This window comes from Nitratireductor aquibiodomus (assembly GCF_900105565.1).
Lineage (GTDB): Bacteria > Pseudomonadota > Alphaproteobacteria > Rhizobiales > Rhizobiaceae > Nitratireductor > Nitratireductor aquibiodomus.
On the sequence record NZ_FNSL01000001.1, the window covers coordinates 3,976,427 to 3,990,838 of the forward strand.

Below are 14,412 nucleotides of genomic sequence, written 5' to 3' on the forward strand. Positions count from 1 at the left end.
AATTCCCTCTTTCTCTTGAAATCACAGAACCTTTCATCGTATATCGCCGATTAACGATGAAAGGTTCTGCCATGCCACGCTCGTTGTCAGGCACCTGCTGTGCGCATCACGCCATGACGAAGGGGTTGAGCGCACTGTCTCACCCTGTGCGGGTCGAGATACTGAAGCATCTTTCAGGCTATGATGCGTGCTGCTGCAAGGATGTGGTGCGTCATCTGCATCTGGCGCAGTCCACGGTTTCCCAGCACCTGAAAGTGCTTGTGGAGGCGGGATTGGTGCATGTGCGCCCTGAGCGGCAAAGCTCGCGCTATGAGGTGGACACCGAGGCTCTTGCAGGCCTGACAGAAGCCCTGGCGCGTCTGACACAGACCTGCATCGATGCCAGCAAGAGCAGAACATCCAGCCACGGGGCCGAAGCGAATGACCAATAAGACCGTATCCGCCGAAGGCTCCACCTTCCAGACCCTGCGCAATCTGTGGCCCTATATGTGGCCATCCGACCGGATCGACCTGAAGCGGCGTGTCGTCATCGCCGCCTTCTTCCTGGTGCTTGCCAAGGTCATCCTCGTTTTTGTCCCATATTTCTACAAATGGGCGACCAATGCCCTTTCTGGGGAGGGGGAGGCGCCGGGCTTCCTGCCGGCCATGCTGGCCGGCCCGATCATGCTCGTCGTGGCCTATAATGTCGTGCGTGTGGTCCAGCTCGGTTTCAACCAGTTGCGCGACGCACTCTTTGCCAGTGTCGGGCAGCACGCCGTGCGCCAGCTCGCTCACCGCACCTTCGTCCACATGCATCAGCTTTCGCTGCGCTTCCATCTGGAGCGCCGCACGGGCGGGCTTTCGCGCATCATCGAGCGCGGCACCAAGGGGATCGACACGATCGTTCGCTTCACGATCCTGAACTCGATCCCCACCGTTCTGGAATTCTTCCTCGCCGCCGGCATTTTCGCCTTCGCCTATGGCTGGATCTATGTGGCAATTGTCGCCGTCACGGTATGGCTCTACACTTGGTTCACGATCCGGGCGAGTGACTGGCGCATCGGCATTCGCCGGCAGATGAACGATTCCGATACGGACGCCAACACCAAGGCCATCGATTCCCTGCTCAATTTCGAAACGGTCAAATATTTCAACAACGAAGCCATGGAAGCACGGCGTTTCGATCGCTCCATGGCGCGTTACGAAGACGCGGCAACTCGCACCTGGACATCGCTCGGCTGGCTCAATTTCGGACAGGGAGTCATTCTGGGGCTTGGCATGACCGCCGCCATGGGGCTGTCCGCCTATGAAGTGATGCGCGGCACGCAGACGGTGGGCGATTTCGTCTTCATCAATGCCATGCTGATGCAGCTTTCCATCCCGCTGAATTTCATCGGCTTTGTCTATCGCGAAATCCGCCAGGGCCTGACCGACATCGAACAGATGTTCGACCTGCTCGACGTTCGCGCCGAGGTCACCGACAGGCCTGATGCAAAGATACTGACCGTCGATAAGGGCAATGTTCGCTTCGAGAATGTGCGCTTTTCCTATGATCCCGAGAGGCCGATCCTGAAGGGCATCAGTTTCGAGATCCCGGCAGGCAGGACCGTTGCCGTGGTTGGTCCCTCCGGCGCCGGAAAATCCACCATCTCGCGCCTTCTTTTCCGCTTCTACGATGCCCAGAATGGCGAGATCACCATAGACGGGCAGAACGTGAAGGACGTGACGCAGGAGAGCCTGCGTGCGGCCATCGGCATGGTGCCGCAGGACACGGTGCTCTTCAACGACACCATCGCTTATAACATCCGCTATGGCAGGCCCGACGCAAGCGATGAGGAGGTGCGCAGCGCGGCCGAGATGGCACAGATCGGCCCCTTCATCGAGAGCCTGCCGGAAGGCTATGGAACGATGGTGGGTGAGCGCGGGCTCAAGCTCTCCGGCGGTGAAAAACAGCGTGTCGCCATCGCCCGGACCATTCTCAAGGCCCCGCCCATTCTCTTGCTGGATGAGGCGACCTCGGCACTCGATACGCACACGGAGCAGGAAATTCAGGCAGCGCTCGACACGGTCAGCCGTGGCCGCACAACGCTCGTCATCGCGCACCGCCTGTCCACCGTCATCAACGCCGACGAGATCATCGTGCTGAAAGGCGGGGAGATCGCCGAACGCGGCCGCCACCCCGAGCTACTGGCTGCCGGCGGGCTCTATGCAGAGATGTGGAGCCGTCAGCGTGAAGCCACCGAGGCCGAAGAGCGGCTGCGCAAGGCGCGTGAAACGGATGAAATGGGCGTGGTGGTGCGCCGCCAGCCGGCCTATTGACGGGCGTCACGGCTCTCTCCCTGAACCACTTCATGGGCTTTGTGACGGCACGCAGGTGTTGGAAACGGGCCGGCAGCCAGGTTGATGCGTTGCGGGATAACCCGGATTCCGTTACCAAGGCGGCACATTCATTCGATTTGAAAGTGGCCGCCGATGAGCCTGATTGACACGATCCGCAACACGCTGGTGCCGATCCACCGCGAAGGGTATCCCTTTATTGCGGCTTTCGCCGGCGCAACCATTGTCCTGGGGCTGATCTGGGGGCCGCTGTTCTGGATCGGCCTGATCCTCACGGCCTGGTGCGTCTATTTCTACCGCGATCCCGAGCGCGTAACCCCCGTCGACGACAATCTGGTGATTGCGCCGGCCGATGGCGTCGTGTCCTTCGTTGGCCCCGCCGTGCCGCCGGCAGAGCTTGGCATGGGCGAGGGGGAGATGACCCGCATCTCCGTTTTCATGAATGTCTTCTCCTGTCACATCAACCGTGCGCCGGTGCGGGGCCGCATTTCCCTGATCGAGCATCGGCCGGGCCGGTTTCTCAACGCCGAACTCGACAAGGCGAGCAGCGAGAACGAGCGCAATGGCCTCGTGATCGAAAGCCCGCACGGCCCTGTTCCGGTGGTGCAGATCGCCGGGCTCGTGGCGAGGCGCATCGTCTGCTGGGCTGAGGCGCCCGGGCAGATCACTGTCGGCGAACGGTTCGGCCTGATCCGCTTCGGATCCCGTGTCGACGTTTACCTCCCGGCAGGTGCTGTGCCACGGGTTGCGATCGGCCAGACCGCGGTTGGCGGCGAGACAGTCATTGCGGCTTTCGGGAGCGATCTGAAACAGCCCATCGTCAGGGTTTCCTGATGGCAGGGCCCTTTCCACCATTCGAACCGCATGGCGGGGGCGGGCCCAAGCTCAGTGAAATTCCGCTGCGCATGCTGGTGCCGAACGTCATCACCGTTCTGGCCATTTGCGCCGGGCTTTCCGGAATCAGGCTTGCTTTCGAGCACCGCGTCGAGACGGCGGTCGTCATGGTCCTGATTGCCGCGTTTCTGGACGCGGTGGATGGTCGCGTTGCACGCATGCTCAAGGCCTCGTCGAAATTCGGCGCACAGATGGATTCGCTGGCCGACATCGTCAATTTCGGCGTCGCGCCGGCTCTGGTTCTTTATGCCTATGTGCTCGATCAGGCGGGTGCGCTCGGCTGGATCGCCGCGCTTCTCTTCGCCATCGCCTGCTGCCTGCGGCTTGCGCGCTTTAATGTCATGCTGGACGATCCGGATCGTCCCGCCTGGCATACGGATTATTTCGTCGGCGTTCCCGCGCCGGCGGGAGCGGCACTGGTGCTCCTGCCAATCTATCTGGGCTTTCTCGGCATTGCGCCGGACACCACCATGGCCTTTGCAGCTTCGGCCTATACGGTGCTGATCGGGTTTCTGCTGGTCAGCCGCCTGCCGGTTTATTCGGGGAAGAGTTCCGGTAGCCGGGTTCCGCGCGAATATGTTTTGCCGCTGATCCTGGGGCTGGCGCTCTACGTGCTTCTTCTAACCAGTTTCACCTGGATGACGCTTACGGTCTCAGCACTTGGCTATCTGGTCTTCCTTGTCTTCAGCATGCGCGCCTACGCACGCCGTGCGGAGCTGGAAGACAAAAAGGCGGCGGAAGAAGCCGGCGAAGAGCAGATATAATCCGGTAAGATCAGGTCTCGTTCGTCGGAGCCGGTGCGCCACGCACCTCGATCATCCGTCCAAACAGGGCTTCGGAAGCCCGCATGTCTTCCCGGCCCGAGCGCGCAATCAATGCCTCGATTGTCATCGGGGGCAGGGTGCGTACGTGGCGCGCGGGCACGAACCCGCGCCGTTCCATATAAACAGGGACCACATGTGCCTCTGCCTTGAGCGCAATGCGCGCGACGGCACGAAACAGGCGAAATGCCTTGGTGTCCGGTTCGGTGTCGTCGGGCATATAGACGGCAAGCCGGCCATTGCCTCTGAGGCGGCGCACCAGCCGGCGGCTGACAAAAACATGGTGTGCGTTGAAGGCGATTGTCCGCGCGAGCGCGCGCCAGGGTTCGAGAAAGGGCGACTTTGCCGATGCTTCATCGAGAATGTGCAGCGTGTCGTCGGGCAGAAGAGCAAGCATCGTCGCCGGGTCGAGACCGGATTGATGCCACACGGCGTAGATAACCGGTGTGTCGGCCTTTCGCGCCGCATCGACCTCACGGTCGCTTATGCGAAACAGAAGCTTTAGCGGCGCGTGCAGGGCTGCCTGATGAAAGCTGACGCCGCGCCGATACTGGACGATGCCTGCCATGACGGCCCAGACCGCCAGGACAAGCAGCACGAATTCGATGATCAGTATCATGCCGCATCTCCCAGTCGCCGGTTCTTCACCTGTCGGCAAAGTCCGGCATCAATGTCTACGTTCGGGTCAATTGCGTATCGAACGCTGTCCCTTCCGCAGCCCCTTTCGGCGCGGCGTCTTCGTCCGCTGCCGCGTGGAAAGGTAACGAAAGCGTCCGGCAGGTCAATCGCGAAGTCTGGTCTGAAACCGAGCCTGTGTCCGCCTCACTGGGGCATCTGGTAACGTGTAAAATGATTTTTCTTTACGTCGAAGATCAGGCCTGTTTCCGTCAATTCCGGGCTCGCAAGCGGCAGGATTTTGGCTGCCACTTCAGAAGGATGCGGCAACGTCTCGGGATCTTCGCCCGGCATGGCCTGCGCGCGCATGGCTGTGCGGGTCGCGCCCGGGTTTACCGAGTTGACCCGCAGCGGCATGTTCTTGGTTTCGTCGGCCCAGGAGCGCGCCATCGCCTCGACAGCCGCCTTGGAGGCCGCATAGGGCCCCCAGAATGCCCGTGCGGAGTGTGCCGCCCCAGAGGACATGACGATCGCACGCCCCGCGTCCGAAGCGCGCAGCAGCGGGTCCACCGTCCGGATCAGCCGCCATGTGCCGGTGACGTTGATGTTCATGACCTTTTCGAAGACCTTCGCCTCCACATGGCCAAGCGGCGCGATCACGCCGAGAATGCCCGCATTAGCGACCATGATGTCCAGCTTGCCCCAGCGCTCGTGAATGGCGCCGCCAATCCGGTCGATACCGGCCATGTCGGTCAGGTCGAGCGGAACGAGCGTGGCTTCGCCGCCCGCAGTCTTGATCTCGTCGTCGAGCTCTTCAAGACCGCCGACAGTCCGCGCCACGGCGATGACATGCGCGCCGCAGGCTGCAAGCTCTTTTGCCAGAAAATAGCCGATGCCGCGGGATGCGCCGGTGACGAGAGCCAGCCGGCCTTTCAAGTCTGGTTTTGTGTCTGTCATTGACCGCCTGCTGCGAGAAGGGAAAGCGTGCGCACATTGTCTGTGCTGTCGTGATCGGTCAACCGCGTGGGGTAGTCCTTGGTGAAGCAGGCATCGCAATATTGCGGCTGCTCGGCATTGCGTGCTGCCTCTCCGACCGCGCGGTAGAGCCCGTCAATGGTCAGGAAGGCAAGCGAATCGACCCGGATGAAGTCGGCCATCTCCTCGACAGACATGCGCGAGGCGAGAAGTTTGGCCGCTTCCGGCGTGTCGACGCCGTAGAAGCAGGGCGAACGCGTGGGCGGCGATGCGATGCGCATGTGCACTTCGGCCGCGCCAGCATCGCGCACCATCTGCACGATCTTCTGGCTCGTGGTACCGCGCACGATGGAATCATCCACCAGCACAACCCGCTTACCCTCGATGCATCGGCGGTTTGCATTGTGCTTCAGTTTCACGCCCATATGGCGGATGGAATCGGTCGGCTGAATGAAGGTGCGTCCGACATAGTGGTTGCGGATGATGCCGAGTTCGAAGGGAAGGCCGGCTGCCTGCGCATAACCGATGGCGGCAGGTGTTCCTGAATCCGGCACCGGCACGACAATATCGGCCTCCACCGGCATTTCACGCGCCAGCTCCGCGCCGATTTCCTTGCGCACGTCGTAGACATTGCGTCCCTCGACCAGGGAATCCGGCCGCGCGAAATAGACATACTCGAAGATGCAGAAGCGCGGCTTCTCCTTGTTTTCAAAGGGGAAGAAACTCTCGATGCCCTTTTCGGTCACGACCACCATCTCGCCCGGCTTCAAATCACGCACGAAGCGGGCGCCGATGATGTCGAGCGCGCAGGTCTCCGAGGCCAGGATGTACGCGCCGTCGAGATCGCCCAGAACCAGCGGGCGGATGCCCAGCGGATCGCGGCATCCGATCATCTTTTTCGAGGTAAGAGCGACAATCGAGAAGGCACCCTCGATCTGCCGCACCGCCTCAATGAAGCGCGTATTGGTGTCGCGTTCCTTGCTGGTGGCGACAAGGTGCAGGACCGTCTCCGTATCGGAGGTGGACGAGAAGATCGCCCCTTCCTTCTGCAGCTTGCGCTGCACGGTCATGGCATTGGTGATGTTGCCATTGTGGGCGATGGCAAGACCGCCGTCCGACAATTCGGCAAAGAAGGGCTGGACGTTGCGCAGGCCCGAGCCGCCGGTCGTTGCATAGCGCGTATGGCCGATGGCGCGGCTGCCGCTCAGGCGGTCCAGGACCGACTGTTTGGTAAACGTATCGCCGATCAGGCCGATATGGCGCTCCACATGGAACTGGGTGCCGTCGAAGGAGACGATGCCGGCCGCTTCCTGTCCGCGGTGCTGCAAGGCGTGCAGGCCAAGCGTTACGATGGCTGCGGCGTCACTGCGTCCGAAAATGCCGAACACGCCGCATTCATCGTGAAAATGGTCGTCCGCTTCGCCTGCGAGAGGCAAATTGTCTTCCAGTGCCATTTCTGGCCGCCCTTTCATTGTGACACAGACGGCCCGCGACCGTCAGTTTGCGGTTTCGCCCTCGCCGGATGCGCCATTGGTGAGGCGATCGAAAACCGTATTGTCCGGATCGTCCGGAAGCATGGCCTGGATCCACTGACCCACGCCATCCAGCAATGGCCGGGATTTGGCTTCCGCAACCCAGCTCGGCGGGTTCGCACCCATCAGCCAGTTGAGAAACAGAAGCGCAACCGCCACCACCAGAATACCGCGTGCGGCACCGTAGAGGAAGCCAAGTGTGCGGTCGAGCGCGCCAATGCGCGAATCGATGATGAAATCCGCGATCTTCATCGTGATGATCGTCACCACGATCAGCGCCACGAGGAAGACGGCTGCCGCCGCAACGGCCAGGGCCAGCATGTCATTGCTGATATAGGGCTTCACATAGGGCAGAACCAGTGGATGAAAATAATAGGCCGCCACCGCAGCCGCCGCCCACGAAGCGATCGACAGCACCTCGCGCGAGAAACCGCGCACCATGGCCAGCATGGCCGAAACGAGCGTGAAGCCGACAAGAATTCCGTCAAGCAACGTGATTGGCATTGTCACCCCTACTCCTTTGGCAGTTAGGATGCCCCCGCAAGGTCATGTTCTTTATCTTCCGGGCCACTGTGCCGCCAATCGATTTATTCAGGCCGCCTTGGCGCCCGCGATCCGGGCCACCAGTTCGGCCAGCGCTTCGGGGCGCGCCGCCCGCGATGCGATCGCACCCGAACCGTCTTCATTGCCCGGCGGCATGACCGCTTGGGCGAAGCCGAGCTTTTCGGCTTCCTTGAGACGGCTCGCTGCATGCGCAACGGGTCTGACAGCGCCCGAAAGGCTGATTTCGCCGAAATAGACGCAATCGGCGGGCAGGGCAAGCCCGGTGAGTGATGAGACGAGTGCTGCGGCCACCGCAAGGTCGGCTGCCGGCTCCGAAATTCGGTAGCCGCCGGCCACGTTCAGATACACGTCATGGGTTGCAAAACGCACCCCGCAATGGGCTTCCAGAACGGCCAAAACCATGGAAAGTCTGGCAGAATCCCATCCCACCACGGCGCGGCGCGGTGTGCCGAGCGGCGAGGGGGCAACAAGCGCCTGGATTTCCACAAGAACCGGTCGTGTGCCCTCCATACCGGCGAAGACGGCGGCACCGGGCGCTGCCGCGCTGCGCTCGCCCAGAAACAGCTCCGACGGGTTGGAGACCTCGCGCAGGCCCCTGTCGCCCATTTCGAACACGCCGATCTCGTCGGTCGGGCCGAAGCGGTTCTTCACCGTGCGCAGGATGCGGTAGTGGTGCCCGCCTTCACCTTCGAAATAGAGAACCCCATCCACCATGTGCTCCACCACGCGGGGGCCGGCGATCTGGCCTTCCTTGGTCACGTGACCGACCAGAACCACCGCGGCGCCGGTCGATTTCGCATAGCGGATCATGGCCTGCGCCGACGCGCGCACCTGCGTCACTGTGCCGGGCGCGGATTCGGCCATGTCGGTCCACAGCGTCTGGATGGAATCCAGAATGACGAGATCGGGGCGCTTGCCGTCCTCGATAGTCGCCAGAATATCCTCGACATTGGTCTCGGCTGCCAGTTCCACCGGCTGCTGCGCCACATCCAGGCGCTGCGCGCGCAGGCGGATCTGCGCCACCGCCTCTTCGCCCGATACGTAGACGATGCGGTGGCCGCGCGCGGCAAGGGCGGCCGCAGCCTGGGTGAGCAGGGTGGACTTGCCGATGCCCGGATCGCCGCCCACGAGTAGCGCCGAGCCGCGCACGAAGCCGCCACCCGTAACCCGGTCGAGCTCGCCAATGCCGGTGGTGATTCGCGGCGCGTCCTCGATGTCACCCGAAAGCGTGGTCAGCGCCACCGCACGCCCCTTGCGGGCCTTGCGCGAGGCCGCCTGGGGCCCGGAACCGATCCCGCTGGAGGTGCCTTCCTCCACCAGCGTGTTCCAGGCGCCGCAGCCATCGCACTTGCCGGCCCAGCGCGCGTGCACCGTGCCGCAGTTCTGACAGATGAACTGAACGCGCGCGCGGGCCATCAGATGCGGTCCCCGCCGCGCACATAATGGCGCTCGAAACGATGCCCCAGCGCGGTCAGAAGCTCGTAGGAGATCGTGCCGCAGGCTGCAGCCAGCTCGTCCACCGGGAGGTTGGGGCCCATGAGCTCGATGAAATCGCCCACCTGCAGGGCGTCTGGTCCAAGGTCGGTCACATCGAAAAGCGTCAGGTCCATGGTGACGCGGCCGAGCACGGGCACGCGCTGTCCCTCGATGAAACCGAATGCGCCTTCAGGCACGGCAGCGCGCAGCGGCACGCCGGCACCGGAGCCGGAGCGATGGTAACCGTCTGCATAGCCCGTGGCGGTTACGGCAACGAGTGTGTCCCGGTCGAGCGGGGTCGCCCCATAGCTGACGGTGCCGCCGGCCGGCACATGGCGCAGTTGCGCGATGCGCGAATGCACGCTTGCCACAGGGCGCATGGGGTTATCGGTGCCGTTTACGGGATTGCTACCGTAAAGCGCCACGCCGGGGCGCGTCACATCGCACAGGAACTCGCCACCCAGAAAGATGCCCGCGGAGTTCGCCAGACTTGATTCAGCATCTGGAAAAAGCTCGCAAAGTTCCTGAAATGATTCGAGTTGTTGCCGGTTCATCGGATGCTCGGGCGTGTCGGCGCAGGCCAGATGGCTGAGGATCAGCCTCGGCGACAGAGCCCCGGTCAGCGCGTTCTCCTGCGCCAGGATGCGGGCGCGTTCGGGGCTGAGCCCGAGCCGGTTCATGCCGGTTTCGAGATGCAGCGCGCATGGGCGTGGCGTGTCTTCGTCGTCCCAGCCATGGGCTTCCCAGATGGCGAGGTCCGATTGCGAGTTCAAAACCGGCAGAAGGCGCCCTTCGCGGTAGAAGGAGGCCGCCTCAGAGCTGAAAAGACCATTGAAGACGTAGATGTCGGCTTCGGGAGCGGCCCTGCGAACGGCAAGCCCCTCTTCGGGGAGGGCAACGAAGAATTTGCGGCATCCTTCGGCAACCAGCGCCTCGACAACCGGACCGGTGCCGAGCCCATAAGCGTCGGCTTTCACCACGGCGGCGGCTTCGGCCGGTGTCGATTGTTCGGCAAGGAACCTGTAATTGGCAGCCACCGCGTCGAGGTCGACCGTCAGCCGTCCCCCGGCCACGCGGGGATCGGCGCCGCGCAAATGCGGGTTGTTACGGGTCATGGCGCTAATCCCTGTGCAGAGGTGCTGTTACTCGAAACGCTCGGGCATACGGTCCTCTTCGGCAAGGTCCGAGAAGCGTGTGAATTCGCCCTGGAAGGCAAGCTGTACGGTGCCTGTCGGGCCGTGACGCTGCTTGGCAATGATCACTTCGGCCTTGCCGCGCACTTCGTTCATCTCGGCTTCCCACTGAAGATACTCCTCGGTACCGGGTTTCGGCTCCTTGTTCTTCAGATAGTACTCGTCACGATAGACGAAAAGCACAACGTCGGCGTCCTGCTCGATGGAACCCGATTCGCGCAGGTCGGCAAGCTGCGGGCGCTTGTCGTCGCGTGACTCAACCTGGCGCGAGAGCTGCGACAGTGCGATGATCGGCACCGAAAGTTCTTTGGCGAGCGCCTTGAGGCCGGTGGTGATCTCGGTGATCTCCTGCACGCGGTTCTGCGCAGACTTGGCGGACGAGCCCTGCATGAGCTGTACGTAGTCGATGATGATGACATCGAGGCCGCGCTGGCGCTTCAGGCGGCGGGCACGGGCGGCAAGCTGGGCGATAGAGATGCCGCCTGTCTGGTCGATGAAGAGCGGAATCTTCTGCATCGTCTGCGCACAGGCCACCAGCTTTTCGAAATCGGTTTCCGTGATCTCACCGCGGCGAATCTTGGAGGAAGGGATTTCGGTCTGCTCGGAAATGATACGGGTGGCGAGCTGCTCCGACGACATTTCCAGCGAAAAGAAGCCGACCACTCCGCCATTCGCGGCCGCAAAGGAGCCGTCTGCCTGCTGTGCCGGCTCATAGGCGGCTGCAATGTTGAAAGCGATGTTGGTAACGAGCGAGGTCTTGCCCATGGCCGGGCGGCCGGCAAGGATGATCAGGTCGGAGGACTGGAGCCCGCCCATGCGCCCATCGAGGTCGCGCAGACCCGTGGAAATTCCCGAGAGATGCCCGTCGCGCATGAAGGCGGCATTCGCCATGTCGACGGCAATCTTGGTGGCATCGCCAAAACTCTCGAACCCGCCATCATAGCGCCCGGTTTCCGCCAGTTCGAAAAGACGCCGCTCCGCGTCTTCGATCTGCTTGTTCGGGGCCATGTCCACCGGCGCGTCATAGGCGATGTTGACCATGTCCTCGCCGACCGTGATCAGTGCGCGGCGGATAGCAAGATCGTAGATCGCACGGCCATAGTCGGCGGCATTGATGATGGTGACCGCTTCAGCCGCAAGGCGCGCCAGATATTGCGCAACAGTCAGTTCGCCGACCTTTTCTTCGGCGGGCAGAAACGTCTTGATCGTGACGGGGTTGGCTGTTTTGCCCATGCGGATGAGCTCGCCCGCAACTTCGAAAATCTTGCGGTGCAGGGGCTCGTAAAAATGAACCGGCTTCAGGAAATCAGACACGCGGTAAAGCGCATCGTTATTCACCAGAATGGCGCCGAGCAGCGCCTGCTCTGCTTCGATATTGTTTGGTGCTTCCCGATAAAGCTGGGTTTCCGCCGTTTCAAGTTTGCGGACTGCCGCCTCTGCCATCATTTTTGTTCCGGTGTTTCTCTGTCATTCGCGCCCGGACAAACGAAAGACATGAACGTCCCGGCACCCCCAGCTACTTTCGTACCTTCTCTTCGGAAAAGGTGAAAGCGCGGAGATGGTATGTGACCGCGATTCACAGTCGCGTGCCGCAGTTGTGGGCAACTCTCAGGATAAGCTTGACCGTGATTGCTAAGCCGCAGCGGTCGAATCGCATTGGGGAACGATTATACGTCTATTCGGCCGCCTGCGTGAATTTTCCGGAGCCCTTGCCATCCGCATCGGCGAGCTGCTTCTCGGTTTCGCCGATATAGGTTCGGGTCACGGGCAGGGTTTCACGCTTCTTGGTGAGTTGAATCTGGAAGACCACCATCTCCTGCCATCGGAACGATGCTTCCGAGCCGGCCAGGTAGAACTCCCACATGCGGGCGAAACGCTCGTCGTAGATCTCCACCGCCCTGGCGCGGTTCTTCTGAAACCGTGCCTGCCAGTGCTTCAGGGTTTCGGCATAGTGCAGGCGGAGGATTTCCACATCGGTAACGATCAGACCGGACCGTTCGATCGCCGGCATCACCTCCGACAGCGCCGGAATATAGCCGCCGGGGAAGATGTATTTGCGAATGAACGCGTTCGTTGCCGCAGGCGGCGCGGAGCGCCCGATCGTGTGCAAAAGCATCACGCCGTCATCTGCGAGAAGACGGGCGCTCTGGTCGAAGAAGGTGCGATAGTGGTTGATGCCCACATGCTCGAACATGCCGACCGACACGATTCGGTCAAACGGCCCCTTGAGCGAGCGATAGTCGACAATTTCGAACCGCGCCCTGTTTGAGAGCTTCTGTTCACGCGCGCGGCTGCTGGCCACCCGGTGCTGTTCTTCGGACAGAGTGACCCCGAGCACATCGGCGTCGAACTGGCGTGCAATATCGAGGCCCAGTCCGCCCCAGCCGCAGCCGATGTCCAGCACCTTCTGTCCCCGCTCCAGCGCCAGCTTCGCCATGATATGGCGTTTCTTGGCCCTCTGTGCTTCCTCGAGCGAGACCTCGGGTGTTTCGAAATAGGCACAGGAGTACTGCATGTCCTCATCGAGGAAGAGACGATAAAGCTCTTCCGAGAGATCGTAGTGACGGTGGACGTTTCGCTTGGCGCGCGCAGCCGTGTTCCATTGCTGCAGACGGCGGAAGGGATGACGCAGCGCCTCTCCCAGCTTGACGAGAAAGAGCTGCGAGCCTGTTTCGTCCATGTTGGAGTACACGAGCTGAAGGAAGGAGAGAAGGTCCCCTTCCACGATGTCGATCTCGCCATCCATATAGCGCTCCGGCACCGCCAGCATCGGATCGATCGCGATGGCGCGTTCTGCAGCCGCCGTGTGAATGACAATATGGACCGGATCGCCGCTCCCATCGCCGAAAACACGCAGTTTCCCTGCCGCATTGGTGATGGAAAGCTTCCCTTTGCGGACGAGGCGAGAAACGAATCTTTCGAGCAACCAGTTCATCGCATAACCCCCAAAAAGTCTCGGGAGGCTGTAAGTATGAAACAATTCTGCGATGGTTGAAAAGGGGCCAGACCTTCATTGGCCGTTAGCCGGATGAATACTCTTGCCGCTTCTTGCCATTGTGATCTCGCGGAAGCACGGAAATTCGGGCTCTTTGCCCAAGATATTCAAAGTATGAATGTCACCATCAAAACAATTGATGGTGCTACGGTCGGCAACCAAAAAAGCCGGGCGTGTGCCCGGCTTTGAGAGCAATTCCAGGAAGAGTGGAAACCGGATTTCCCTTCGGAACTGCTTGAAAACAGATGGCTGGTTCCGGACCGCCTCAGCGGTTCCTTGAAGCGCTGAGGCGGTCGGAACCAGGTTGCACGTGAATTACGCGTTCTCGTCGGTCTCTTCGGCAGCCGTCTCGTCGGAGGCTGCTTCGACATCCTCGTACTCGGCTTCCGGATCGAAGAACTCGTCCGGACGCGCGCTGTCGTTGATGTCCTCACCGTAAATGGCTTCCGCCGAATCCAGCGTCTCGCCGCGTGCCTGGCGCTCGGCCTCGTCGCTCGAACGCGCAACGTTGAGCGTCACGGTGACCTCGACTTCCGGGTGAAGCGCGATGGCGACATTGATCAGGCCAATGGTCTTGATCGGCTGGTTGAGCTCGACCTGGCTGCGGCCGATCTTGAAGCCTTCATCGGCCAGAATCTCAACAATATCGCGCGTGGCGACCGAACCGTAGAGCTGACCGGTCTCGGCGGCGGAGCGAACGACGACGAAGGACTTGCCGTCGAGCTTCTCTGCAACGGCCTCGGCTTCCTTCTTCTGTTCCAGATTGCGTGCTTCAAGTTCGACACGCTGGCTCTCGAACTTCTTGCGGTTGGCTTCGTTCGCGCGCAGAGCCTTGCCCTTGGGCAGGAGGAAGTTGCGTGCGTAGCCGTCTTTGACCTTCACCACGTCGCCCATCTGGCCGAGCTTGGTGATACGCTCAAGGAGAATAACGTCCATCGTTTCTGTCCTTTGTCATCGGCGCCATGCGCCGGAATTTCATAAAGGCAGGTCAGAAACGGAATTGCCGAGGTGCGGCATGAAAGTCGCTGTCC

At 61.5% G+C, this 14,412-nt stretch carries 13 protein-coding genes; 4 read left to right on the forward strand and 9 right to left on the reverse strand.

Annotated features, from left to right (window positions below; translation table 11 throughout):
- Positions 1 to 71 precede the first annotated feature (71 nt).
- From BLW55_RS18750 to pssA, 4 genes are all read left to right on the forward strand, one after another.
- Positions 72 to 431: an ArsR/SmtB family transcription factor gene (locus tag BLW55_RS18750; protein ID WP_244509140.1), complete on the forward strand. Its 360-nt coding sequence runs from the start codon at positions 72 to 74 to the stop codon at positions 429 to 431.
- Positions 421 to 2,298 (forward strand): ABCB family ABC transporter ATP-binding protein/permease, encoded by a 1,878-nt coding sequence (locus tag BLW55_RS18755; protein ID WP_090329792.1) that lies wholly within the window; start codon positions 421 to 423, stop codon positions 2,296 to 2,298. The genes BLW55_RS18750 and BLW55_RS18755 overlap by 11 nt, the downstream gene beginning before the upstream one ends.
- 153 nt (positions 2,299 to 2,451) lie before the next feature.
- Positions 2,452 to 3,150 carry a phosphatidylserine decarboxylase gene (locus tag BLW55_RS18760; protein WP_065818325.1) on the forward strand — a complete coding sequence of 233 codons (699 nt, stop codon included), beginning with the start codon at positions 2,452 to 2,454 and terminating at the stop codon, positions 3,148 to 3,150.
- Positions 3,150 to 3,974, forward strand: coding sequence for a CDP-diacylglycerol--serine O-phosphatidyltransferase (gene pssA / locus BLW55_RS18765; RefSeq protein WP_025030127.1), 825 nt, complete (start codon positions 3,150 to 3,152; stop codon positions 3,972 to 3,974). The genes BLW55_RS18760 and pssA overlap by 1 nt, the downstream gene beginning before the upstream one ends.
- A 10-nt stretch (positions 3,975 to 3,984) precedes the next feature.
- Here the strand turns inward: pssA and BLW55_RS18770 are convergent, their stop codons facing one another.
- The 9 genes from BLW55_RS18770 to rplI form a co-directional block, all read right to left on the reverse strand.
- Positions 3,985 to 4,650, reverse strand: a complete 666-nt coding sequence (locus BLW55_RS18770; protein WP_025030128.1) for a 1-acyl-sn-glycerol-3-phosphate acyltransferase — start codon at positions 4,648 to 4,650, stop codon at positions 3,985 to 3,987.
- Positions 4,651 to 4,853: 203 nt separating this feature from the next.
- On the reverse strand, positions 4,854 to 5,603 hold the full coding sequence (locus BLW55_RS18775; protein WP_090329793.1) for an SDR family NAD(P)-dependent oxidoreductase: 750 nt from the start codon (positions 5,601 to 5,603) through the stop codon (positions 4,854 to 4,856).
- Positions 5,600 to 7,075, reverse strand: a complete 1,476-nt coding sequence (gene purF, locus BLW55_RS18780; protein WP_007007708.1) for an amidophosphoribosyltransferase — start codon at positions 7,073 to 7,075, stop codon at positions 5,600 to 5,602. The genes BLW55_RS18775 and purF overlap by 4 nt, the downstream gene beginning before the upstream one ends.
- Positions 7,076 to 7,117: 42 nt before the next feature.
- Positions 7,118 to 7,657 (reverse strand): CvpA family protein, encoded by a 540-nt coding sequence (locus BLW55_RS18785; protein WP_007007707.1) that lies wholly within the window; start codon positions 7,655 to 7,657, stop codon positions 7,118 to 7,120.
- An 87-nt stretch (positions 7,658 to 7,744) separates the two neighbouring features.
- The gene (gene radA / locus BLW55_RS18790) at positions 7,745 to 9,133 is read right to left on the reverse strand and encodes a DNA repair protein RadA (RefSeq protein ID WP_007007706.1); all 1,389 of its coding nucleotides are present in this window, start codon (positions 9,131 to 9,133) and stop codon (positions 7,745 to 7,747) included.
- A complete protein-coding gene (alr, locus tag BLW55_RS18795; RefSeq protein WP_090329794.1) occupies positions 9,133 to 10,308 on the reverse strand; it encodes an alanine racemase in 1,176 nt (391 codons plus the stop codon). Before alr ends, radA begins: the two co-directional genes overlap by 1 nt.
- Positions 10,309 to 10,335: 27 nt before the next feature.
- Positions 10,336 to 11,829, reverse strand: a complete 1,494-nt coding sequence (locus BLW55_RS18800) for a replicative DNA helicase (protein ID WP_007007704.1) — start codon at positions 11,827 to 11,829, stop codon at positions 10,336 to 10,338.
- Between the two features lie 232 nt (positions 11,830 to 12,061).
- Positions 12,062 to 13,321 carry a cyclopropane fatty acid synthase gene (locus tag BLW55_RS18805; protein WP_007007703.1) on the reverse strand — a complete coding sequence of 420 codons (1,260 nt, stop codon included), beginning with the start codon at positions 13,319 to 13,321 and terminating at the stop codon, positions 12,062 to 12,064.
- Positions 13,322 to 13,696: 375 nt separating this feature from the next.
- Complete coding sequence (gene rplI, locus BLW55_RS18810; protein ID WP_090329795.1) at positions 13,697 to 14,317, reverse strand: 50S ribosomal protein L9; 621 nt, start codon at positions 14,315 to 14,317, stop codon at positions 13,697 to 13,699.
- Between the last annotated feature and the right edge of the window lie 95 nt (positions 14,318 to 14,412).